Origin of the sequence: Martinezella rhizogenes, from assembly GCF_027460065.1 — a bacterium.
Lineage (GTDB): Bacteria > Pseudomonadota > Alphaproteobacteria > Rhizobiales > Rhizobiaceae > Agrobacterium > Agrobacterium rhizogenes_C.
The window spans coordinates 57,963-80,761 of the sequence record NZ_JAPYZZ010000015.1 but is presented as its reverse complement, the minus strand read 5'-3'; the positions used below and the strand labels follow the sequence as shown (position 1 = coordinate 80,761).

The 22,799-nt window shown below is 62.0% G+C and carries 25 protein-coding genes; 17 read left to right on the top strand and 8 right to left on the bottom strand.

Annotated features, from left to right (window positions below; genetic code table 11):
* Positions 1-32 precede the first annotated feature (32 nt).
* Together O8B93_RS20625 and O8B93_RS20620 are read left to right on the top strand one after the other, a co-directional pair.
* Positions 33-302, top strand: a complete 270-nt coding sequence (locus tag O8B93_RS20625; RefSeq protein WP_269711749.1) for a ribbon-helix-helix domain-containing protein — start codon at positions 33-35, stop codon at positions 300-302.
* The gene (locus O8B93_RS20620) at positions 292-651 is read left to right on the top strand and encodes a type II toxin-antitoxin system RelE/ParE family toxin (RefSeq protein WP_269711748.1); all 360 of its coding nucleotides are present in this window, start codon (positions 292-294) and stop codon (positions 649-651) included. The genes O8B93_RS20625 and O8B93_RS20620 overlap by 11 nt, the downstream gene beginning before the upstream one ends.
* Here the strand turns inward: O8B93_RS20620 and O8B93_RS20615 are convergent.
* Entirely contained in the window at positions 648-896 is a 249-nt protein-coding gene (locus O8B93_RS20615) for a hypothetical protein (protein WP_269711747.1), read from the bottom strand. The two genes, O8B93_RS20620 and O8B93_RS20615, sit on opposite strands and share 4 nt — an antisense overlap.
* A 175-nt stretch (positions 897-1,071) precedes the next feature.
* Between O8B93_RS20615 and O8B93_RS20610 the strand changes: the two genes are divergently transcribed.
* Positions 1,072-2,460: an MFS transporter gene (locus O8B93_RS20610; protein ID WP_269711809.1), complete on the top strand. Its 1,389-nt coding sequence runs from the start codon at positions 1,072-1,074 to the stop codon at positions 2,458-2,460.
* Between the two features lie 80 nt (positions 2,461-2,540).
* Here the strand turns inward: O8B93_RS20610 and O8B93_RS20605 are convergent, their stop codons facing one another.
* From O8B93_RS20605 to O8B93_RS20595, 3 genes are all read right to left on the bottom strand, one after another.
* Positions 2,541-2,714 carry a hypothetical protein gene (locus O8B93_RS20605; protein WP_080825533.1) on the bottom strand — a complete coding sequence of 58 codons (174 nt, stop codon included), beginning with the start codon at positions 2,712-2,714 and terminating at the stop codon, positions 2,541-2,543.
* Between the two features lie 67 nt (positions 2,715-2,781).
* Positions 2,782-4,500, bottom strand: a complete 1,719-nt coding sequence (locus O8B93_RS20600) for a glycoside hydrolase family 32 protein (RefSeq protein ID WP_269711746.1) — start codon at positions 4,498-4,500, stop codon at positions 2,782-2,784.
* Between the two features lie 63 nt (positions 4,501-4,563).
* Entirely contained in the window at positions 4,564-5,649 is a 1,086-nt protein-coding gene (locus O8B93_RS20595; RefSeq protein WP_269711745.1) for a sensor histidine kinase, read from the bottom strand.
* 159 nt (positions 5,650-5,808) lie between these two features.
* Here O8B93_RS20595 and O8B93_RS20590 point away from each other — a divergent pair, with 159 nt between their 5' ends.
* Positions 5,809-7,269, top strand: coding sequence for a protein adenylyltransferase SelO (locus O8B93_RS20590; RefSeq protein ID WP_269711744.1), 1,461 nt, complete (start codon positions 5,809-5,811; stop codon positions 7,267-7,269).
* 204 nt (positions 7,270-7,473) lie between these two features.
* On the opposite strand, the gene O8B93_RS20585 is transcribed toward O8B93_RS20590, so the two are convergent.
* On the bottom strand, positions 7,474-8,574 hold the full coding sequence (locus O8B93_RS20585) for a saccharopine dehydrogenase family protein (RefSeq protein WP_269711743.1): 1,101 nt from the start codon (positions 8,572-8,574) through the stop codon (positions 7,474-7,476).
* A 147-nt stretch (positions 8,575-8,721) separates the two neighbouring features.
* On the opposite strand from O8B93_RS20585, the gene O8B93_RS20580 reads away from it, so the two are divergent.
* Positions 8,722-9,153: an Lrp/AsnC family transcriptional regulator gene (locus tag O8B93_RS20580; protein WP_174007961.1), complete on the top strand. Its 432-nt coding sequence runs from the start codon at positions 8,722-8,724 to the stop codon at positions 9,151-9,153.
* 192 nt (positions 9,154-9,345) lie between these two features.
* Here the strand turns inward: O8B93_RS20580 and O8B93_RS20575 are convergent, their stop codons facing one another.
* A complete protein-coding gene (locus O8B93_RS20575) occupies positions 9,346-9,714 on the bottom strand; it encodes a winged helix-turn-helix transcriptional regulator (protein ID WP_269711742.1) in 369 nt (122 codons plus the stop codon).
* A gap of 142 nt (positions 9,715-9,856) precedes the next feature.
* Between O8B93_RS20575 and O8B93_RS20570 the strand changes: the two genes are divergently transcribed.
* Positions 9,857-10,696: an SDR family oxidoreductase gene (locus O8B93_RS20570; protein ID WP_269711741.1), complete on the top strand. Its 840-nt coding sequence runs from the start codon at positions 9,857-9,859 to the stop codon at positions 10,694-10,696.
* Between the two features lie 23 nt (positions 10,697-10,719).
* On the opposite strand, the gene O8B93_RS20565 is transcribed toward O8B93_RS20570, so the two are convergent.
* The gene (locus O8B93_RS20565) at positions 10,720-12,360 is read right to left on the bottom strand and encodes an alpha/beta hydrolase (RefSeq protein ID WP_269711808.1); all 1,641 of its coding nucleotides are present in this window, start codon (positions 12,358-12,360) and stop codon (positions 10,720-10,722) included.
* Between the two features lie 396 nt (positions 12,361-12,756).
* Here O8B93_RS20565 and O8B93_RS20560 point away from each other — a divergent pair, with 396 nt between their 5' ends.
* From O8B93_RS20560 to O8B93_RS20510, 11 genes are all read left to right on the top strand, one after another.
* Positions 12,757-13,281 carry a hypothetical protein gene (locus tag O8B93_RS20560; RefSeq protein ID WP_269711740.1) on the top strand — a complete coding sequence of 175 codons (525 nt, stop codon included), beginning with the start codon at positions 12,757-12,759 and terminating at the stop codon, positions 13,279-13,281.
* Positions 13,282-13,284: 3 nt separating this feature from the next.
* Positions 13,285-14,544 carry a DNA-packaging protein gene (locus O8B93_RS20555; protein ID WP_269711739.1) on the top strand — a complete coding sequence of 420 codons (1,260 nt, stop codon included), beginning with the start codon at positions 13,285-13,287 and terminating at the stop codon, positions 14,542-14,544.
* Between the two features lie 568 nt (positions 14,545-15,112).
* Complete coding sequence (locus O8B93_RS20550) at positions 15,113-15,751, top strand: hypothetical protein (RefSeq protein ID WP_269711738.1); 639 nt, start codon at positions 15,113-15,115, stop codon at positions 15,749-15,751.
* 58 nt (positions 15,752-15,809) lie between these two features.
* A complete protein-coding gene (locus tag O8B93_RS20545; protein ID WP_137410976.1) occupies positions 15,810-16,118 on the top strand; it encodes a Dabb family protein in 309 nt (102 codons plus the stop codon).
* Positions 16,119-16,411: 293 nt separating this feature from the next.
* Positions 16,412-17,578: a phage portal protein gene (locus O8B93_RS20540; RefSeq protein ID WP_269711737.1), complete on the top strand. Its 1,167-nt coding sequence runs from the start codon at positions 16,412-16,414 to the stop codon at positions 17,576-17,578.
* A 196-nt stretch (positions 17,579-17,774) separates the two neighbouring features.
* Entirely contained in the window at positions 17,775-18,095 is a 321-nt protein-coding gene (locus tag O8B93_RS20535; RefSeq protein WP_269711736.1) for a DUF6107 family protein, read from the top strand.
* An 85-nt stretch (positions 18,096-18,180) separates the two neighbouring features.
* Positions 18,181-18,753: an HK97 family phage prohead protease gene (locus O8B93_RS20530; protein ID WP_269711735.1), complete on the top strand. Its 573-nt coding sequence runs from the start codon at positions 18,181-18,183 to the stop codon at positions 18,751-18,753.
* 32 nt (positions 18,754-18,785) lie between these two features.
* The gene (locus O8B93_RS20525; RefSeq protein WP_269711734.1) at positions 18,786-20,054 is read left to right on the top strand and encodes a phage major capsid protein; all 1,269 of its coding nucleotides are present in this window, start codon (positions 18,786-18,788) and stop codon (positions 20,052-20,054) included.
* A gap of 181 nt (positions 20,055-20,235) precedes the next feature.
* Complete coding sequence (locus tag O8B93_RS20520) at positions 20,236-20,805, top strand: head-tail connector protein (protein ID WP_269711733.1); 570 nt, start codon at positions 20,236-20,238, stop codon at positions 20,803-20,805.
* Between the two features lie 3 nt (positions 20,806-20,808).
* Positions 20,809-21,144: a phage head closure protein gene (locus O8B93_RS20515; protein WP_269711732.1), complete on the top strand. Its 336-nt coding sequence runs from the start codon at positions 20,809-20,811 to the stop codon at positions 21,142-21,144.
* A complete protein-coding gene (locus O8B93_RS20510; protein ID WP_269711731.1) occupies positions 21,141-21,536 on the top strand; it encodes a DUF3168 domain-containing protein in 396 nt (131 codons plus the stop codon). The genes O8B93_RS20515 and O8B93_RS20510 overlap by 4 nt, the downstream gene beginning before the upstream one ends.
* A 7-nt stretch (positions 21,537-21,543) precedes the next feature.
* On the opposite strand, the gene O8B93_RS20505 is transcribed toward O8B93_RS20510, so the two are convergent.
* Positions 21,544-22,743 (bottom strand): MFS transporter, encoded by a 1,200-nt coding sequence (locus O8B93_RS20505; RefSeq protein WP_269711730.1) that lies wholly within the window; start codon positions 22,741-22,743, stop codon positions 21,544-21,546.
* Positions 22,744-22,799 lie beyond the last annotated feature (56 nt).

Here is a 22,799-nt window from a genome sequence, read left to right as displayed (position 1 = left end):
AGCATCACTTGCCACGCAAATTGAGTGCCCCAATGTCCGTCAAGGCGTCAGTCTCCATTTCCGATCAACAGGACAGCTTCGCCCGCAGGCTGGTGGAGGAGGGGCGTTATGCCAGTCTCAGTGCGGTTATGCAGCGGGGATTGGAATTGCTTCGGCAGGAAACAGAGTTGAAGGACGCCGAGCTTGCCGCGCTTCGCGACCTGTTGACAGATCGTGCGCAGGGCGATTTTGTCTCCGTCGGGGACGGCAAGGACAGAACCGCAGCGGTGATTGCAGCCAGGAAGGCCGGCTATGGCCTTTAAGGTCCTGCGTTCGGCGCAGACGGATCAGGATCTCGGCCTCATTCTCGACCATCTCGTTCAATCCTATCGCGACCTTGGCGACGCCCTACCGGAGGCTTTCGAGCGGGCAGTCCTGCGCATCGGCGCTATCGAGGCGGATATGCAAACCCTTGGCAAAGCGCCGCTTCAGGGGACATTGATGCCCGAATTGTTGCCCGGCCTTCGTCGGGTCACAAAAAATCAGGCGATCTTTTATTTCGATGTTGTTGAAGGCGAGAAAACGTTGCGCATTCTCGCCGTCTTCTTCGGTGGTCAGGATCATCAACGGCATATGCTGAAGCGCCTCGTATCCGGCCAGCCAAGCGGCTAAACCTCGTCGAAAGCCCCGCCCTCGCGCGAAGGGTTGCGGTTGATCACCCGCTCCTCGGCATCATCGGGCAGGGCCTCGTCGCTTTCCTGATAAGGGTCGTCCTCGGTTTCGGCCTCTTCTTCCTCGATTTCCTGTTCGATCGATTGCGGAATTTCTCCCTTGGCGGGAAGGGCGTCGACGTCGAGATCGAGCAAATTCTCGTCCATGGCGTCTTCCGTGTGGGGCATGATCTTGTTGCGGTCCATGACGGTATCCTTTCTGTCGGTTCTTCAGCAAACGGCCGGGCGCGCGCAGGGTTCCTGCCGCCCGCCAATTCCTTCAAACCAATTACGCGAAAAAGCCGTCTTGACCTCAATGGTGCTTGAGGTTCTAGTTTGCCCGCCGTATCGCAAAAATGGAAAGGATACGGCTTTGTCGAGTATGGAAATGGTGGAGAAAAACGGCTGGGGCGAATTGCTGAGCGGGGCTAACCTCTCGCTTCTGACCGTCATCTCCTCCGGTATCGGTCTGCACGCCTTTAATCAGTTCGCTGTCGTCACGGCCTTGCCCGTCGCCGTCAACGAAATCGGCGGCGCAGGTTTTTATAGCTGGGCCTATAGTCTCTATTTCGTAGGCTCCGTGGCGGGCGGCGTTACCGCGGTGCTGTTTCGCGAACGCTTTGGCGCCCGCGGCGTCCTGCTTCTGTGCTGCCTCATCTTTTCCTTCGGCTCGGTTCTTTCGGCAATCGCCGGCGATTTTTTGTGGGTGGTTATCGGCCGGGCGTTGCAGGGGGTGGCGGACGGGCTGATTGTGGCGGTGTGCTACAGCCTCATTCCCGCCGGGTTCCGCTCCGGCCTGTTGCCGAAGGTCTTTGCCATCGAGGCGGCGATCTGGGCGGTGGCCTCCTTCATCGGCCCGCTGACCGGCGGTTTCGCCACCCAGCACATCTCCTGGCGCGCCACCTTCCTGCTCTCGGCACCGCTGATCATTGTGCTCATGGTCTATACGGTGGTTGCCGTCTCCGCCGAGCGGCCGGTGGCCGCCACGCGCAAGCCGCTGGTGCCGCTGCTGCTCTGCCTTGGCGGCGCTCTGGCCTTTTCCGCGCCTTCTGCCTTTGAGGATGCGAGCCTGCGGGCAATCTCTCTGCTGGCGGGCGCGGCATTGTTGTGGGCCTCCCTGCGGGCGGGCATCCAGCCTTCCTCCGGCCTGTTCCCCAGGGATTCGTTCCGGCTGAAAACGGTGCTCGGTAGTGGCTTCTGGGTGCTGTTCCTGATGTCCTATGCCCATGCACTGGGCAGCGTCTATCTCGCTTATGTCGCCATCAATCTCTGGCAGCATGAACCGACCTTTGCTGGTTTCATCGTTGTCACCATGCCGCTCGCCTGGAGCTTCATGGCGATGCTGATCGGCAGTCTGCGCTCAAACCGCCTGCGGGAAATCTGCCTGCATTACGGCCCTTACCAGATGGTGCCGGGCTGTGTGCTGCTGGGGCTCGGGCTTGCGACGGGCAATTGGGGAGAAATGTTGCTTGGACAAATCCTGATAGGATCTGCCTTCGGCATGTCCTGGGCCGGTATCAGCCAGGCGGCCATGGAGGCGGCGCCGGAAGAGGAACGCAAGATGACAGGCGCATTGCTGCCCACGGTCGCAACGCTGGGTTCTGCGGCCGGTGCGGGTGCCAGCGGCACCGTCGCCGCCGCGACCGATCTCGTCGTGCAGATCGATCGTGCTGATGTGACGACGCCGATGCTTTATCTTTATGGGCTGGGTGTGGTTGTGTCGCTGCTGGCGATCATGACGGCGAGGGGCTTGCGGAGCGCGCGCCGGTAGAGCATTTCCAGGAAAAGTGTAACCCGGTTTTCCGTCCGGAAATGCGACAAAAACAAACGAACGGCCGTTCACCCACGCCGTCAGGACTGGGTGGTGGCTATGGTGATCGCCGCCAGATATACGACGAAGGCCATGATCGCGACCGCACCGATAATGATGATGATGCCCTTGCCGGCGCGTTTCTTCTCCGCCTTGTTTTCATTGGCTTCGGTCGGAAACAGGATCGGATCGCTGGTATCGCGGATTTTGGTCATGCCGTTTCTCCTTATCCGTGGATTGGGCGGTTTCGCCTATCAACCGCCCAGTCCACCAAAAGGTTCCTCACGGTTTTAGCGCCCAGCTGGTGGCGTGCACCACTGCACCGGGGTCGGCGCGAAGCAGCGCCGAGCGCACCGGTTCGAAACCTTCGATGCGCTTGGTGCCGACATAACGGCCGCGATTGGCAAAGACCTCGATGGAGCCGTAATCCAGGAAAATGCGGATGCGGGACGCCCGCGCTCCCTTGGCGATGTAGTGCGGTGAAGCACCGTCGCGTCCATCCTCGTGGCGGATCCACAGGCCCGTCTCGTCGGAGACGAGACCGAGCGTGACTGTCGGATGATCGAGCGAGAGCTCGAAGGCCGCGCCTGACGAGGCAAGCTCGATCAATATTTCCACCGCACCGTTAATGAAGGTGACGCGTTCGCCGGCAGCCAGTCGCGTGCGGTCGAGAATATGGCTGCGCAGGCTTTCCGCCGCGCCGATAGGTGGGGTCAGAAGCTCGCCGTTGGCATAGTGAATTCGGCGCGGCAGGGTCATGGAGGTGGGAAAATCGATTTCCGGATTGGCATCCGCCCAGTTTGCCAGCCAGCCGATGCCGATGATGCTGTCGCCATCGAGAAAGGCCTGAAAGGCGTAATTATCCGTGCCGAAATCCAGCTCCTGACCAAATTCCTTGGTGAAGACCTTGCCGTCAAACCAGCCGACATCGGCCATGGTCAGGTTCTTACGGCCGGTCTCCGGGTCTTCGGAATGCATCAGCCCGTAGATCAGCACCCACCGTGTCGAACGGGCATTGGCAGGGCCATCGAGCGGCAGCAGGCAGGGGCATTCAATCGCCGTGGTCTTGTAACGCGTCTCCACCCACAGCTTGCCGACATAGGTCCAGCCGGAGGCGGCCGTGGGGTCCAGCGTCTCGTAAAGCAGGATTACGCCGCCGCCATCGCTCTGGCTGCCGAGCAGCATTTTCCACAAACCGTCTGGGCCGCGAAACACATAAGGGTCGCGGAAGTCAGGCGTCAGCCCCTGCCCATCCGGGCGGTGGGCGAGAATGACGTCTGCCTGTCCGGCCATGATGAGGTCCGAGGAGGTGGCGGTGAGCTGAATCTGCTGCTCGGGAATACGGTCCTGCACCTGTTCGGTGAAAAAGACGCGGATGCCGGTGCCTTCCACCAGCGGAATGGTCGAGCCGGAATAGGCGCCACCGCGCTTGTCCGGCCGCGTCGTCAGGTCCTCGGAGGGAAAGAGGAAGATCGGCAGATGCCGCCAGCGCAGATAATCCGAGGAGACGGCATGGCCCCAATGCATGGTGTTCCAGCGCAGCCCGTGCGAGTAATGCTGATAGAACAGATGCGGCCGACCTTCGAAACGGCCAAAACCGTTCGGATCGTTCATCCAGCCGAAGGGTGGGCGGAAATGATAGCTGCCCGGTAGCTCGGGTGCGGCATTGTCCGGTTTTGTATGGACGACGGTGATCCCGGTTTCCAGCACATCCGACGCTGTGAACCAGTAGATGACGGAAACGGCCGTGGTTACCGTGTCGTAGCTCAGCTCCACATGGCCGCCGCCGAAGACCTGATAGATTCGAAAACTGAACTCTTCAGTATTGACGCTTGAAACTTCCGCGAATTTTCCATTCTGGTTGGAGAAGGAAACAGCGCCGGGTTCGGCATCCTTTTTCGCCTTCAGCCACACATGGAAGGTGGCGTTGACAGGCAGGTCGGTGTGGAGGGTGCGGATCGCGCTTTCCGGCTCTGCGGTTACGGCTTCAACGACGGTCATTCCCGTTCCTTTCGTTGCGGCAATTCTGGTTCAGAGAACGCAACGAATGGGACGAAAGAAAGTTCAAACGCCGGATTGCTCCTGCGCCGCCGTTTCGTATTTGCCGTCCAGTTCGAACACCAGCCCATCCGGATGATAGAAGGTGCGGCCCTCGCCGGAAAAATAGGCGGCGACGATCTGATTGGTGAGGCGCGAGCCGAAACCGGTGCGGGTCGGGGGCCTGACCGGCGGGCCGCCCGTTTCACGCCAGCGCAGTTCGAAGCGGTCATTGTCGCCGAGCGTCCAGGCGATCTCCACCCGGCCGCTTTCGCTGGAAAGCGCGCCATATTTGAGGGCATTGGTGGCAAGCTCATAGACCGCGAGTGACAGGCCGAGTGCCTGTTGCGGCGCAATGTCCATATCCGGGCCGGAAATGGTTACCCGTGCCCTGTCGTCGAGATGAGGATAAACGGAATCGCGGACAAGCTCGACAATGCCCGCCCCCTTGCCGGAAGCGTGCATGAGGTTCTGCGCATTGCCAAGCGCGGCGATGCGCCGCTTGATGGTGTCGCGCGCCTCTTCCAGCGTTCGCGAATGGCGCATGGTGGCGCTGACGACGGCGGTGGTGATCGCCATGGTATTCTTGACCCGGTGGACGAGTTCGCGCCGCAGGAGTTCTTCCCGTTTGCGACCTTCCACGGTCGCGGTCGTTTCAATGGTGATGTTGATCAACCCGGCGACCTTGCCGTTATCGTCATAAAGCGGACTGTAGGAAAAGGTCCAGTAGGTGTCCTCCGGAAAACCGTTGCGATCCATGATGAGATGCAGGTCCTCGGCAAAGGTTCCTCTGCCGGACAGCGCTTCATCCACAAAGGGTTTTACGTCGTCCCAGACATCCGACCATATGATGTGAAACGGCTTGCCAAGGGCGCCCCGCTCCTTCAGCCCGAGAAACGGCCGGTAGGCGTCATTATAGATGATATTGAGATCAGGTCCCCAGAACAGGCAGATGGCGTGACCTTGCTTCAGGATTGTCCGCACCGTCGTCTTCAGCGCAACGGGCCATGTTTCCACCGGTCCCATCGCCGTTGATGTCCAGTCGAAAAGCCGGATGGCTTTGCCCATCTCACTATCGTCATCGGGGAAATGCGGCACAAATTCATCCTGCACTACGGGGGGCTCAATACCATGCCTATGTAGGGGCAAAGGCAGCCAAGTCCAAACCGAATTTCACTAAAGCTCGGCATGACCAGTCGAATTCGCTGCCGCCACTCTCGCAACCGAAAGCAAAAACCGCCATATCAGGCAAAAGCAGGGAGTTTACCCGTGATGAAATTCGACAATTCCTATGCCCGCCTGCCGGAGCGGTTCAGCGCCGCCGTGCTGCCAACGCCGGTAAAGGCGCCGCGCCTCATCGCCTTTAATCGCGCGCTGGCGGATGAGCTTCTTCTTGACGTTTCCGGTCTTGACGATGACAGGCTCGCGGCGATCTTTTCCGGCAATGTCGTGCCGCAGGGAGCCGAACCGCTGGCCATGGCCTATGCCGGGCACCAGTTCGGCGGTTTCGTGCCGCAGCTTGGCGACGGCCGCGCCATTCTTCTCGGCGAAGTGATCGACGCGAACGGCAAGCGGCGGGATATCCAGCTCAAGGGTTCCGGCCCCACACCGTTTTCGCGCAGGGGTGACGGGCGCGCAGCACTCGGCCCGGTGCTGCGTGAATATATCGTCTCGGAAGCCATGTTTGCGCTCGGCATTCCGGCGACAAGGGCGCTGGCGGCCGTCCTCAGTGGCGAAAGGGTGCAGCGGGAGGTGGGCCTGCCGGGCGGTGTCTTCACCCGTGTCGCGGCAAGCCATATCCGTGTCGGCACCTTCCAGTTCTTCGCCGCGCGCGAAGACGACGAGGCGATCAGGAGCCTTGCGGACTACGTCATCGACCGCCACTATCCCGAAGCGAAAGACGCCGACAATCCCTATCTCGCTTTGCTGCGCGGCATTGCTGAAAGGCAATGCGCGCTTATCGCCCGCTGGATGATGGTGGGTTTCATCCACGGCGTGATGAATACCGACAATATGGCAATTTCCGGCGAGACCATCGATTTCGGCCCCTGCGCCTTCCTCGACGAATACCATCCGAACAAGGTCTTCTCGTCCATCGATGCGCAGGGCCGTTATGCCTACAACAACCAGCCCGGCATCGCCCAATGGAACATCGCAAGGCTGGCGGAATGCTTGCTGCCGCTGCTCGATCCTGAAGTGGAGAAGGCCGCGGAACTCGCCAACGCCGTTCTCGCCGATTTCGCTGCCGCCTTTCCCCAGCGCTGGCTCACCGGCATGCGCGAAAAGCTCGGCCTGACGACCGAGGAAGAGGGCGACATGGATCTGGTCCAGGCGCTTCTTTCGCTGATGCAGTCATCGGAAGCCGATTTTACACTGACCTTCCGGCGTCTCTCCCATGCGGCAAACGGTGATGCCGAGCCGTTCCGCGGCATGTTCATCGACATTGCCGGGGCGGACGCGTTTTTGGCCCGCTGGCGGGAACGGGCCGGTCGGGACGGGATTTCCGATTCCGAAAGGTCAGCGGCGATGCTATCAGTTAATCCGGCCGTCATCCCGCGCAACCATCGCATCGAGGAGCTGATCGAGGCGGCGGTGGAGGATGGTGATTTCGAGCCCTTCCACGCGATGCTGAGGGCCATTGCAACGCCCTTCGAGGAGCGGCCGGACAATTTCGTCTATATGCAGCCGCCGATGAGCCATGAACGGGTATTCAGGACGTTTTGCGGGACGTAAGCGAAGGTTGAACGGCAGCGTTGGAGCGAGCGTGTGCCCCTTGTTTCTTCTCCCCACCGGGGAGAAGGTCGCGGCAGCGGGATGAGGGGGCGAGGGTAGAGATATCCGGAGAGCTTGCCCCCTCATCCGACCCTTCGGGCCACCTTCTCCCCGGCGGGGAGAAGAAACCCAGCGGCAACGCCGCGCCCTATAAATACTAGCTCTTCACCCCACCCGGGCCAGCGGCTCGTGCGCGCCATAATACCGGCCAAAGCGGTTTTCGAGGAATTTCGGCAGCGCCACTTCCTCCTGTCGCACAAAACCCTTCTGTGGCAGGGCGCCTTCCGCCAGAAGGTCGAGAACCGTGCAGATACCGGCGGCTGTGGTGATCTGGATAGCGCTCATCATCCGGCCGGAAACCGGGCCGGCATAGACCTTGTTGGCATAGGTTTCCTGCAGAAAACGGCCGTTGCGGGTGCCGCAGACGGTGACGAAGACAATAACCACATCCTGCATGGTGCCGGGCAGGGCGTTTTCAAACAGGTCCTTCAGCACGTCGCGGCGGTTGCGCAGGTTGAGGTCGTTCAGAAGCGCCTTCATGATTGCCACATGGCCGGGATAACGGATGGTGCGGTAATTCATCGTCCGCACCTTACCATCAAGCGTGGCGCACAGGGTGCCGAGGCCGCCCGAAGTATTGAAGGCCTCGTAGGTGACGCCGTCGAGCGAAAATTCCTCACGCTCTTCCAGCGCCGGAACGGCGGTGAGGCGGCCTTCGACGATGGCTTCGCAGGGTTCGATATATTCGTTGATCAGCCCGTCCGTGCTCCAGGTGAGATTGTAGTTGAGCGCATTGGACGGATATTGCGGCAGCGCGCCGACGCGCATCCTCACGCTGTCCAGCTTGTCGAAGCGGGCGGCGAGATCAGCGGCGACGATGGAGATGAAGCCGGGCGCGAGACCGCATTGTGGAATGAGCGCGGTCTCGGCCGTTTCCGAGAGTGCCTTGACCTTGCGGGTGGATTCCACATCTTCGGTCAAATCGAGATAATGGGTGCCAACCGCGACCGCCGCTTCGGCAATGCCCGCCGTCAGATGGAAGGGGGCGGCGGAAAGCACGGCGAATTTGCCCTTCAGCAGTGCTTCCAGCGCCGGGCGATCGGCGATGTCGACGATCTCGGTATCGACGCGCTCATGCGCCGGCACGTTCGTCAGCTGATCGGTCGAGCGATCGGCGACGGTGATGCGATAATCGCCCGTTGCGGCCAGCATCCAGGCAATGGCTGAACCGATATTGCCAGCGCCGATGACGACAATGTTTTTCATGTTTTTGTTCCCCGCAGTAAATTCGCATGTCTTTGCGCAATGAATGCGCTCCAAAGACAGAATGCCAGCTTTTTTTGACGATTCGCAGCTTCACTATGTGCGGATAGCGGGATAATATTGGACAATTAGACGACAGGATTGATCACTATGGCAATCGCCGACAAGGACCGGGCGCTGCTCGCCCTGCTTTCCGAAAATGCCCGCATGCCGGTGGCGGAACTGGCGCGCAGGCTCGGGCTTTCCCGTACCACCGTGCAGGCGCGAATCGAGCGGCTGGAGGCCGACGGCGTGATTGCCGGTTATGGCTTGAGGCTTTCGGAAAGTTATCTTTCCGGGCTGGTGCGCGCCCATGTGCTGATCACCATCGGGCCGAAGGCGCTGCCGGCGGTAACGGCCGCGCTTACCGCCATCAAGGAAGTGACGACGCTGCATTCTGTGAGCGGCACATTTGACCTGATTGCGATTCTGGCCGCACCTTCGATCCTCGATCTCGACCGGTTGATCGACCGCATCGGCGCGCTTGACGGTGTGGAGCGGACGCTGTCGTCGATCATTCTTTCGACGCGGATTTCGCGGTAGGGGAGTTTGGTGGGCGCGACGCCGACCGTCGTTCCTGACGCTCTCTCCTTCCTCATCCCTGTGCCTGTCACAGGGATCCAGCCGACGCGCGTCTGCGCGGCGGGAAGAGTGCTTTAAGCCCAAAGACTTGGGCTGGCTGGATTCCTGTGACGAGCACAGGAATGAGGGAGCCGGGGGTAGCCGCGCCTCGATTTAAACCGCCACTCTCTCGTCATAAGCCCTCTGCGCCGCCATCACCGCATCGATATTGCCTTCCGCCCAATGGGCGAGCGCCGCCACCGTGTCGGTCAGCGTCCGCCCCAGCGGTGTCAGCGAATATTCCACCGTCACCGGCACCGTCGCAAAGGCCTGCCGGGAAATCAGCCCGTCGCGCTCCAGCTTCTTCAGCGTCTGCGACAGGACCTTCTGCGAAATGCCCTTGATCTCCCGTCGCAGCAGGTTGAAGCGCACGGCGTCCACCCGCAGTTTGTCGAGTATCAGCAGCGCCCATTTGTCTGCGATCCTGTCCAGCACCATGCGGGTGGGGCAGCGATCCTCATAGACGTCATAGATGTGTTCCATCGGTTTGTTCCGTGCTTTCAGGGTCTTGCCGGTTTCCACGAGGAAACCAGATAACCGAAAAGTGCTCTCTTTTCATGATTTCGCCAACGCAGTATCTGTGTTTTCGAAACATGGTTTCCATTAGATACTAAGGAGATTTGAGATGACAGGCAAGATACTCGTAATCGGTTCGACAGGCACGATCGGCACACCGCTGGTCAAAGCGCTGGTTGCCAAGGGTGAAAGCGTGAAGGCGGCGTCGCGCAGCGGCAACGCCACGGACGGCGCGGAAGGTGTGCGCTTCGATTATACCGACCACGCCACTTTCGCGGATGCATTTGACGGCGTTGATCGCCTGTTCCTCATGCTGGCCGGCGGGCGTCTGGATGCCATCGATGCACTGACCCCTGTTGTCGAAGAGGCCGCGCGCCGCAAGGTGAAGATCGTCTTCCTCAGCGTGCTGGGCGTCGATGCCGACGATTCCATTCCCTATCGCCAGATCGAACTGAAGATCATCGCGTCCGGCACGCCTTACGTCATCCTGCGCCCCAACTGGTTTGCCGATAATTTCCACAGCTACTGGAAGGCCGGGATCGAGCACGGTCAGATCGCCGTTCCGGCCGGCGAGGGAAAATCGAGCTTCATCGACGTGCGTGATATCGCCGACAGTGCCGCCGCAGCACTTACCTCTGACGCTTTCAATGGCAAGGCCTTCAATCTAACAGGCCCGAAGGCCTTCGGTTACGCCGAGGCAGCCGCGCTGATTTCGCAGGCGATCGGAAAACCTGTCTCTTACGGCGCCGTCTCGGATGAAGTCTTCATCGGCATCCTCACCGGCGCCGGCGTGCCGCAGGATTACGCGTCCTTCCTCGCCTCGATCTTCTATCCCGTGCGCGAGGGCTGGACGGCCGTGGTGACCGGCGACGTGGAAACGCTGACCGGCCATGCGCCGCGTTCGCTCCAAACCTATATTGCCGACAATCTGGACCGGCTGAAAGGCTGAGGCTCAAAGCGAACCCGCCGCGCTCACGCCGGATCGGTGGAGCCGCGGCGGGCCTTGAAGAGCATCTTCAGCCGCTGGATATCCTCGGCATTCCAGCCCTGCGGCTGGGTCACCTCCATCCACGCGTCGATGTAATGTTCCGGCGCATAGACATGGCCATAACCCATCGGCGCCGTGGTCGCGGCGGCAACATCGAGACCGAGCTGCAGCAGGGTGACCACCGGGAACCAGCGGAAGGACGTGGAAACGTCAGGACCGTGATGCACCATCCATTGCGGCCGCCGGTAAAGCGAGGCGGCCTCGAAGAAGGTGATGGGGTCGCTGGCATATTGCAGATAGACGATCCGCATCGGACCCCAGTCCACGCCTGGCATATGGGCTGTCGTATATTGGTTGGCGAAGCGGATGACGGAGGAATCGCGGAAACGCGGCAGCCATTCCGGCGTGTCCTTCACCCGGCCATTGGTGGCCATGCGCCAGGTGGAGCTGGAAAAGGGCGGTCCGCTCCACAGCGCACCCTGGAACGGGTCGGACAGCACATCATAGAGATCGGAAGATTTCTGCGAATTGAGCGAACCGAGGCTGAGGCCATGCAGGTAGAGCTTCGGCCGCGTTTCCTTCGGCAAGGTGGTCCAGTAGCCATAAACGGCTTCGAACAGGGCGCGGGCCGTCTCGACACCGTAATCCGGTTCGGTCAGCAGCGCGATCCAGCTGGAAAGATAGGAATATTGCACGGCGACGCTGGCGATATCACCATCATGCAGATATTCCACTGTATCAAGCGCTTCCGGATCGATCCAGCCGGTGCCGGTTGGGATGACGACGAGCAGCACCTTGCGCTCGAAACCGCCGACCCTTTTCAGCTCCTCCAGCGCCAGCGAGGCTCGCTCTTCGGGTGTTGCGGCGGAATTGAGGCCCGCATAGACCCGAAGTGGTTCCTTCGCCGGGCGATGGGTGAAGGCGGAAATCTGCGTGCCGGCCGGCCCTTCCGCCACGAATTCCCGTCCGCGGCGGCCGAGCGATTCCCATGACATCAACGAGGCGCTGCTGCCGGTTTTCAGCGGATCGGAAGGGCGCGGCACATCAGGCTCGATCAGCGAATCCACCTGTTTCAGCGAGGAATCGGCAAATTTCAGGCCGATATCGAAAATCAGGCCGTTAAGCAGCATCCATGACAGCACGACAGCAGCGGCGATGCCGAGAACATTGGCGAGCCGGCGCGGCAGGTAATGACGGCTACGGGTGGCAAAGAACCGGCGGATGAGCTGGAAAAGCCGACCAGCGCCGATGAGGAGGGCGGCAACCAGCACGGCGAGGCCACCGGTCTTGGTGGGGTGGGCGCTGGGCAGCGGATCAAGCTCCATCAGCACGCGAATCGAATTCTGCCAGTCCTTCGCCTGCCACAGGAACGCAATCGCCGTGATGGCGGCGGCAAGCGCGATGAGAAACCGAACGCCGCGGACATTGTGGCGCGAGGGTTCGGGCAGCTCCAGATAGGCCCAGATGGCATGCAGGGCGACGCCGATCATGTATCCGATGGCGAAGGAGAAACCGCACAAAACGCCTTGCATCAGCCATGTACGCGGCAAAAGCGAGGGTGTGAGAGAAGCGCAGAAGAGAACCGTGCCGAAGACGATGCCGGTTGCCGAAAGACCCGCAAACAACCGCTCAACCCATTGTTTCACCAACTTGACTTGCCCCTCTTGTCCACCGCTTGCGGCGCGAGTGTAGTATGGTGCGGGGAAGGGTGCAAATGCTGTCATCAGGATAAAAATCACAATTATAGGAAAATAATCCTTTACAGCGTGACGGTGGTTTGCTAGTGTTTGGATACGGTCGGAGATTTGCGGCTGACTGACAGTTTCACCCGTTTTCCTCATTCCTGTGCTTGTCACAGGAATCCAGCCAGCCCAAGTCCTTGGGCTGAAAGGAATCTCTCCGCCGCGCAGACGCGCGTCGGCTGGATCCCTATGACAAGCACAGGGATGAGGGAGTCTGGATGGACCATCTTGCGCCCTATACGGTACGGTGTCCTTCTTATTTTTTCGCAGGCCAATCCCATGACAAGCTCTCACACTTGTGACCCGGCGCTCTACGGAGCCTGGCCGGAGACGCCCGCTTATGCGGGTGAGGACATGTCGGAAGCCGCCCCCGAAACAAAATCGCGGGCCGACAGGCTGGCCGCGGAGGATGCGGCGCGCAACGGCAGTCTGCGACAATTGCTGAACGAGCTGACGGTGGAGATGCGCGAGCAATTCTCGATGTACCGCAATCTGCGGGAGGCCGGAGAGGCGGGGCTTTTGCCTGATGCCGAGGATGCGCAGGCCAAGCAGGCGCGCGCCGATGTGAAAATCGCAACGGATCAGCTGTCGCTTATCGTCCGCACGCTGGAACGGATCGATGCCCTGCAACGGGTGCTGGCAGAGGAGCGGCAGGCGCTTGTGGACGAGGATGAAGCCGATACCGAAGACTACGAGGCGGCGGTGGCGCATTTCCTCGGACGTATCGAAGCGCTGGCCGAGCAGAAATGCCGAGAGAGGCTGGAGGCGATCGCTGCGTCTGGTACTTCCGTCGGGTCTGGCTGAGGCATGGCGGAATTTTTGACTGAAACCCGCTTGCAGGGACAGGTCTTCAACCTCCTGCGCGACTGGCGTTTCATCGGCAACCTGCCGCAGCAGGCGCCGGAGGGTGAGTGGCGAACATGGCTGCTGATCGGCGGACGTGGTTCCGGCAAGACCCGCGCCGGGGCCGAATGGGTGCACGCCGTCGCTTCCGCCGGCAAACAGTCGGATCTGCGCATCGCGCTGGTGGCTGAAACGCTGGGCGATGCCCGCGAGGTGATGATCGACGGCATTTCCGGCATCTGCCGCATTGCCCGCCGCCATCGCCCCGCCTTCGAAGTGTCGCGCCGCCGGCTTCTCTGGCCGAACGGGGCGATGGCGCAGGTGTTTTCCTCGGAAGACCCGGAAAGCCTGCGCGGCCCGCAATTTCACATGGCCTGGGCAGACGAGCTGGGCAAATGGAAATATCCTCAGGAGACGTGGGACATGCTGCAATTCGGCCTGCGCCTCGGTGACGCGCCACGGCAATTGGTGACCACCACGCCGCGGCCCATTCCGCTGCTGAAGGCACTGCTTTCCGACCCGACAAGCCGGGTGGCGCGAATGCCAACCGCCATGAATGCGCAGAACCTGTCGCCCGGCTTCCTGAAGGCCATGCAGGAGCGTTACGGCGGAACGCGGCTCGGCCGTCAGGAAATCGGCGGCGAGCTGATCGACGAACGGGAGGGCGCGCTGTGGAAACGCGCCGATCTGGAAGCGATCATCGAGGCGACGCATGAGCCGCTATCGCGGATCGTGGTTGCGGTCGATCCGCCCTCCGGGATGGGCGAGAATTCCTGCTGCGGCATCGTCGTGGCGGGGCTTGGCATGTCCGGGCTGCTCACGGTGCTGGCGGATTGTTCGGTGGAGGGTGAAACGCCGGCCGGCTGGGCGCGCGCCGTGGTTGCCGCCTTCCGCCGCCACGAGGCCGACCGGGTGGTGGCCGAGGTCAACCAGGGCGGCGAAATGGTGCGGGCCATGCTGCAAAGCATAGACGCCAACCTGCCGCTGACTATGGTGCGCGCCAGCCGCGGCAAATTCACCCGCGCCGAGCCGGTCGCAGCCCTTTACGAGCAGGGCCGGGTGCGCCACGCGGGGAGATTTGAAAAGCTGGAGGACCAGATGACGGATTTCGGGCCCGATGGCCTGTCATCCGGACGCTCGCCGGACAGGCTGGACGCGCTCGTCTGGGCGATCACGGCGCTGACGACGATGGTGGTGAATGAGCCGAGGGTGCGGGGAATGTGAGCGGGCAATTTCGGGCCCGCGGGTAAGAGCCATAGCCCGTTGAGCGAGCGTTTGCCGCATGTTTCTTCTCCCCGCCGGGGAGAAGGTGGCGCGCAGCGCCGGATGAGGGGGCCACGGTCAATATGTGCTGAGAGAGTAGACAGATTCGGAGAGCTCGCCCCCTCATCTGACCCTTCGGGCCATCTTCTCCCCGGCGGGGAGAAGAAATTTTCGGCACCGTATCCGCCGATGATTGGGCGTCCGGTGGACCTTACTTCTTCGGAGATTGCGCCGGCTTCGGCTGAGAGCCGGTTTCGCGCATCTGGCGCCACTCGTTTTCGAGGCGGTCATAAACGGTCTGGGGGATTGTCGCTGTCATGGTGGCATTCCTCCTTGATTGGTTAACGCGACTGAACTGCGCGGTGAATGGAGTTAGCGCGCTAAGGTTCCGGAATTCAAGGAATTTTTTACCCCGAAACCCCGGGCGGCGGATTAAAATCGATTAAGGTTTTTTCAAATCGATTTAGTCGTGACGGCCGTCATGTAGAAAACCGGGCGCCTTGTCGCCCGTCACTTTCAGGAGCCTGATATGGCCTATGACGAGGTGCGATTCTTCGCGTCGGTGCGAATTTCCATCTTCGGGGGCCGCCTGCGCGCCGCGCAGCTAGCCGGTACGAAAACGGTGCTTGCCGGTTTCGAAAAGGCGCTGCCGGGCGGCGATCCGCGCTGGCTGGCCTATATGCTGGCGACGGCCTTTCACGAGACGGCGGCGACCATGCAGCCGGTTCGCGAGACATTGGCGGCAAGCGACGCCGAGGCAATCGTCAGGCTCGACCGCGCCTTTGCGGCGGGCCGGCTGCCCATGGTGCGCAAACCCTATTGGCGGCTGGATGCCGAAGGAAAAAGCTGGCTGGGGCGCGGTTTCGTGCAGCTGACCCATCGCCGAAACTACGACGCCATGTCGGCGCTGACGGGTATCGACCTGGTGAAGCGCCCCGAGCGGGCCATGGAGGCGGAAGTGGCAACGACGATCCTGATCCACGGCATGATGGCCGGCAGCTTCACCGGCCGCAGGCTTGCCGATTTCTTCAGCGGCGACAGCGAGGATTGGGATGGCGCACGCGCCATCATCAATGGCAGTGACCGGGCACGGCTTGTGAGCGGTTACGGACGGGCATTTCATCGCGCCCTTCTTACGGCGCGGATTGAACCGGCGTCGGCCAGATGATAACCCGTTACACCGTGCCGCTGAGGCCGCTCTTGAACTTTGCATGACAGGTGACACCGTGATCCGCCATATCGTCTTTTTCACCGTTCCCGAAGAAAACCGCGATGCCGTGCGCAGGGGGCTTTCCGGCCTCACCGCGATACCGCATGCGCTGAAGCTGGAAATCGGCGAGAACGTCAAGAAGGATCAATGGGGCAACTCGGTCGATTTCATCGTCTACGGCGAGTTTGAAAACGAGGCGGCGCTGGCGGCTTACAAGGCCGATCCGGCCTATGACCTTTCGACCCGCACGGTGAAGCCACTGCGCGAGACCCGTGTCGCGGCCGATTTCAACAGCGATACGGCGGTTAAGGCGCCGATCCGGTAGCATCTCATTTCGTCTGCGAAGTAACGTGCATGTGCACTTAGTCTGCTGACAACGGGCGCAAACCTTTCCTTCGTCATAGGGCTCAGGCCCCCTCCGCCCGCATTCCTGTTCCCCGGGACAAGCCCGAGGACGTCACAGGAATCCAGTCGACGCGCGTCTGCGCGGCGGAAAGACTCCTTTCAGCCCAAGGACTTGGGCTGGCTGGATCCCTGTGACGTCCTCGGGCTTCTCCCGGGGAACAGGGATGAGGTCCGGGCGGGAGGCTGAGCCGGAATAAAAACAAGGACAATTCCATGCGATTTCCTTTCTCCCTGCCGTGGCTGCGCCCGGCGGATGGCAAAGCCGTGCCTGAAAGCCGGAAAATGGCCGAGGGCTTCATGGCCGTGGCCATGCAGGGCGGGCAGGCCTTCTGGTCCGGCCGTTCCTATGCCGCTCTGGCCCGCGAAGGTTTCATGAAGAACCCGGTCGCCCACCGCGCCGCCCGCATGGTGGCGGAAACGTCCGCCGCCGTCAGCTGGCTGGTTTATGATGGTGACGAGGAACTGGCCGATCATCCGCTCCTGGCCCTGCTGTCGCAGCCGAGCGCCCATATGGGCGGGCCGGATTTTTTCGAGACGCTTTATGGCCATCTCATGCTCTCCGGAAACGCCTATATCGAACCGCTGATGGTTGGCGGTCGGTTGCGTGAGCTGCATCTCCTGAGGCCCGACCGGGTCAGCATCGTCGAGGGGCCTGATGGCTGGCCGGCGGCTTATGAATACCGCGCCGAGGGCCGCGCCGCGCGGCGTATCGCCACTGACCGCGATGGGCTGGGGCTTCTGCATCTGAAGCTTTTCCATCCGCTGGACGACCGGGTCGGTTTTGCGCCGCTCGCCTCCGCGGGTGCGGCGCTCGATCTCCACAATGCCGCAAGCCATTGGAACAAGCGGCTGCTCGACAATTCCGCCCGGCCTTCCGGTGCGCTGGTCTACCAGCCCAAGGAGGGCGGCAATCTCTCCACCGAGCAATATGAGCGGCTGAAACGTGAACTGGAAGAGGGCTATCAGGGGGCCATGAATGCCGGCCGGCCACTGCTTCTGGAGGGCGGGCTGGACTGGAAGGCCATGGGTCTTTCACCGCGCGACATGGATTTTCTGGAGGCCCGCAACGGAGCGGCGCGCGATATCGCGCTCTCGCTCGGCGTGCCGCCGATGCTGATCGGTATTCCCGGTGACAATACCTATGCCAATTACCAGGAGGCGAACCGCGCCTTTTATCGCCTCACCGTGCTGCCACTGGTTTATCGCACGGCGGCAAGGCTCTGCGGCTGGCTGGCACCGGTCTTCGGCGCCGGGTTGAGGCTGGAACCCGATCTCGACAGGATCGCCGGGCTTGCCGGCGAACGGGATGCGCTCTGGACACGCATCGGCGCGGCATCCTTTTTGAGCGACGAGGAAAAACGCGAAGCCGTCGGTTACTGAGTGGCTGGAACCACGCCCTTGGAAGCGGGCGGGTTGAGTTGAATCACTTTCTGAAGAAGCGGACTCTCTTTGTGAGGTCTTCCGTCCAAGCGATTCCGACGATTCGAAAATCACCCATCACAGGCGCGCAAAAAGCGCCTGCGGGCGGCGCGGTGCGTTCGCCCGATTGCAACATCCTAAACGGGAATGATTACCCATGTCTGAATTCGCCAATGAGGCCGGTATCTGGGCCGCCCGCATCACCGGCGCCGTGGCGGGCGCGGGTGTCTCACTCGTTTACCTGCTGCCGAAAAGCAAACGCGAAGCGGCGAGCCGTTTCGTCACCGGCGTTTCCTGCGGCATGATCTTCGGCGGCCCGATCGGCCTGTGGATCGTGCAGCAGCTTGATATTGCCGGGGCGCTTTCAGGCCGGGAAATCATGGTGGCCGGCTCTGCTGCCGCCAGCATGGGCGCCTGGTGGGGGCTGGGCGTTCTGGTGCGCATCGCCGAACGATACGGCGCGCGCCCGCGCGCCTGAGAGCCCGGAGCCCAGAGCCCGAAGCCCGGAGCCCACAGCCTGAGAGCGACGTCGTTCCCCTCTCTTCACATCGCAGGAGTTTTTCATGCACGTCTATCGCGGGCCGCGTCCCGCCACGCGCAAATTCGCCAGTCTGGAACTGCGTGGCATCACCAGCGACGGCACCTTTTCCGGTTATGCCAGCGTCTTCGGCGAGGTCGATCTCGGCAAGGACGTGATCGAACGCGGGGCTTTCCGCCGTTCCATCGAGGAGCGGGGAGCGGCGGGTATCCGCATGCTCTACCAGCATGATCCGGCCGAGCCGATCGGCGCATGGCGCACCATCCGCGAGGACGAGCGCGGTCTTTATGTCGAAGGCATCCTCGCACCCGGCGTTGCCCGTTCCCGCGAGGTGCATTCGCTGATGAAGACCGGCGCGCTGGACGGCTTGTCGATCGGCTTTCGCACGGTTCGTTCCGGCAAGGGTGCTAGCAGTGGTGTGCGGCGCATTCTGGAGGCCGATCTCTGGGAAATCTCGGTCGTGACCTTCCCGATGCTGCCTTCTGCGCGGGTCTCCGACGTCAAGCATGCCCGCTTCTTCAGGGACCGGGAGACCGAACTGGTGCGCGCGATGCGCCGCGCCGCCCGCTCGCTATTCGACACAACCTTCAAACGCTGACCCTTCAGGTATCAACGAAAAAGGAAAACCACATGACGGACCAGATGACGAAACCGGCCCCGATGACCGTCGCGCCGCAGGTGAAAGCCGTGCCCGATACGGTGACGGCCGCCTTCGACGACTTCATGGAAGCGTTCGAGGCCTTCCGTGAAACCAACGACCAGCGGCTTGCCGATATCGAGCGCAAGATGGGGTCGGATGTTGTGACCCGCGACAAGCTCGACCGCATCGACAAGGCGCTCGACGACAACCGCAGGATCATGGATGACCTTGCGCTCAAGAAGGCGCGCCCTGCGCTTGGCCGCAACGACGCGCTTTCCCACGATTCCGAGGAGCATAAGGCAGCTTTCGAGGCCTATATCCGCCGCGGCGAGGAAGGCGCGCTGCGCGATCTGGAGGCCAAGGCCTTCGCCGGTTCGACCGGGGCGGATGGCGGTTTTCTGCTGCCGAGCGAGACGGATGGCGAGATCGGCCGGCGCATGACGGCGATTTCGCCGATCCGGGCGCTGGCGACCGTACGGCAGGTTTCCGCCGCCGTTCTGAAGAAACCCTTCGCGCCGGGTGGCATGACGACCGGCTGGGTCTCCGAAACGGCGGCGCGTCCGCAGACGGCAACGCCGCAGCTTGCGGAGCTTTCTTTCCCGACCATGGAGCTTTACGCCATGCCGGCGGCCACGCAGGGCCTGCTGGATGATGCGGCCGTCGATATCGAGGCCTGGATCGCGTCCGAAGTGGACATTGCCTTCGCCGAGCAGGAGGCAACAGCCTTCATCGCCGGTGATGGCATCAACAAGCCAAAAGGGTTCCTCTCCTATACCCCCGTTGCCAATGATGGCTGGAGCTGGGGCAATATCGGTTATGTCGCAACCGGCGTTTCGGCCGGTTTCGCCTCTGCCGGGCCGATGGACGTACTGCTCGATGCCGTTTATGCGCTGAAAGCCGGCCATCGCCAGAACGGCACCTTCCTGATGAACCGCAAGACGCAAGGCGCATTGCGCCGCTTCAAGGATACCAGCGGCGCCTATCTCTGGCACCCGCCGGCCGCCGCCGGCCAGCCGGCCTCGCTGATGGGCTTTCCGGTAACGGAGGCCGAGGACATGCCTGGTGTGGCCGCCAACAGTTTCGCCATCGCCTTTGGCGACTTCCGCGCCGGTTACCTCGTCGTTGACCGCACCGGCGTACGCATCCTGCGCGATCCCTATTCGGCGAAACCCTATGTGCTGTTCTACACCACCAAGCGAATGGGTGGCGGCGTGCAGAATTTCGAGGCGATCAAGCTGGTGAAATTCGGGGTGAATTGAGCCTCGACGGTGCCGCTCGGTTCTTCTCCCCGTGGGGGAGAAGGTGGCCCGAAGGGCCGGATGAGGGGGCAAGCTCTCGGTCTATCACTGCCCTTGCCCCCTCATCCCGCTGCCGCGACCTTCTCCCCCTCGGGGAGAAGGCGAAAGACGCACCCGCTCGCCCTCTTCATCGGAGACCCCAATGACCTATGCCCTCATTCATCCGCCGCAGGCGGAGCCGCTGACGCTTGCCGAGGTCAAGGCGCATCTGCGTCTCGACGGCGGCGAGGAGGACGCGCTTCTGGCCGCATTGCTGCGCACCGCCCGTGAACACCTGGAACGCGTGACCGGCCTCTGCCTCATCCGCCAGACCTGGCGGCTTTATCTTGATCGGTGGCCTCAGAACGGCGTGATTCTGATTGGCAAGGGACCGGTGCAAGCCATCGAAACGATTCTGGTTTTTGACGGTCAGGGCCGCGCGGCAAACATCACGACCGCTGACAGATTAGTCGACGGCGTGGCGCGCCCGGCGCGGCTGTGGCTGCGCGATCCGCCAAGCCCCGGCCGGGCGATGAACGGTATCGAGATTGATTTCATCGCCGGTTACGGAGAGGCCGGCACGGATGTGCCCGACACGCTGAAACGCGCCATGTTGATGCATGTAGCGCAGATGTTCGCCTTTCGCGGCGCGGTCGCACCGGAGAACCAGCCTGCGGCGGTTCCCGCCGGTTACGAACGGCTGGTGGCGCCCTTCTGCCGCCTGGGGCTTTGAGCCATGAACCTCGTTTTTCTCGACCCCGGCAAGCTGACGGCGCGGCTGGAACTGGAACTGCGCACCGAAACGGCCGACGGGCAGGGCGGTACAACGGAAAGCTGGTCTGTCCTGCGGTCGCTCTGGGCGGCCATAGAACCGATTTCCGAGGCCTCCCATGAGCGGGCGTCTGCCGAGGGTGTGACGATCACCCACCGCGTCTGGCTGGCCTTTCGCAGTGACGTCACCACCGGCATGCGCTTTCGCAAGGGCCGGCGCATTCTCGCGATCCGGGCGACGATGGATCCGGATGAGACGAGACGCTTCATCGTCTGCCGTTGCGAGGAGGAAAGCCGATGAGCGCTGCCAATGCGTTTCTTCAGGCGATTTTCGCGCGGCTGGCGGGCGATGCGGCGCTCATGACGCTCACCCCCGGCGGCATTGTCGACCGGCTTCTGTCGCGCGCCGTTCTGCCCTGCATCGTGATCGGCGATCTCGAAAGCCGGGATTACTCGACGGCGACGGAAAAGGGCGAGGAACATTTCCTGGCGCTGCAAATCTGGAGCGATGCCAATGGCCGCAAGGATGCGGGGGAGATCGCCGCTCGGGTGAAAAACCTGCTCGACGATGCGGCATTGTCGATTGCCGGCGTCTCTCTCGTCAATCTGCTGCTTCTCTCCAGCCGCTCGCGGCGCGAGGCGAAGACGCGGAATTTTGTGACGGAAATGCGTTTCAGGGCCGTGACGGAATAGTGCCGTTTCAGGAGCCTTGTCTACGCACGGTTCGCCAGAGAGCGATCAACAGCAGGAACGAAATGCCGATCAGCACAGCGGCAATCCCAAGCATGGCCGCCACCCCGCCGCGATCCAACGCCAGTGTGAAAATGACCGGTGCGACGGCAATGGCGAGGTTCTGCGGCAGGGAGATGCGCGCCGCCTGAAGACCATAGTCTTCAGGCGAAAACACGGCGAGCGGCAGCACGGCCCGGCTGACGGTGAGCACGCCGGCGCCGAAACCGAAAAACACGATGAAGCCGATGAAGGACGGCATGGCCGGGGCAAAGCCAAGCAACAGCAGCAGCGACAGGAACAGCAGACAGAGGCCGATCGCGGCCGTGACAAAGGGATTGCCGCGTTTTCCAAGCAGGAAATCCAGCCCGCGCGCCGTAATTGCCAGCAGGCTGCGCACCGATGCCAGCTGCACGGCAAGCGATTGCGCTGCTCCCGCCTGTACCAGGAGCAGCGGCAGGAGCGGCGACAGGCCGAATGTCGTAAACGCGCTGATCGTCGTCATGGCTGCCAGTAGCAGAAAGGCCCGGCGTGTATCGACCGGCGAGGACGAAAGGGCATCTGTTTGCTGCCGCTTCGCCTCCGTGCGGACCGGACGGCCGGGAAGCACGAAAAGATAGAGTGGCAGAAGGACGAAAATCTGCAGACAGGCATAAAGCACAAGCGTGCCGCGCCAGCCGAGATGCTGTTCCACAAGCGCGGTGAGGGGCAGGAAAACTGCCCCTGAAAGGCCGGTGAACAGCATCAGAAGCGTCAGTAACCGCCCACTTTCCGCACCCACGCGCTCCACCACCGCCGTATGGGCGGCCGTCGTCAACCCGCAGGTCGCGGCCAGGCCCATCACGGCCCAGCCGAAAAGATAGCTCGTGACACCACCCGAAAAGGCAAGCACGGCAAAACCGGCGGCGAAGAGCACGGAACCGGCCACCAGCACGGGTGCCGCACCGCGGCGGACGAGCATTCTTCCAAGCAGCGGACCGCAAAGCGCGCTGATCAGCATCATGATGGTGAGGCCGGCAAAAACGATCTCGTTGCCGATCGCCAGTTCATTGCCGATCCGTGGCGCGAGAATGGCCAGCATATCGAAACCGCTACCCCAGCTGACGATCTGCCCAAGCGCCAGCACGCCGATAAGGCGCACGCGGGACGTCATGGAGGCGGCGTCGGACATGGTGAGATCGCAGGGTGCGAGGGGCAGGAAACTATTTGGTAGCAGGCCAGCTCCAC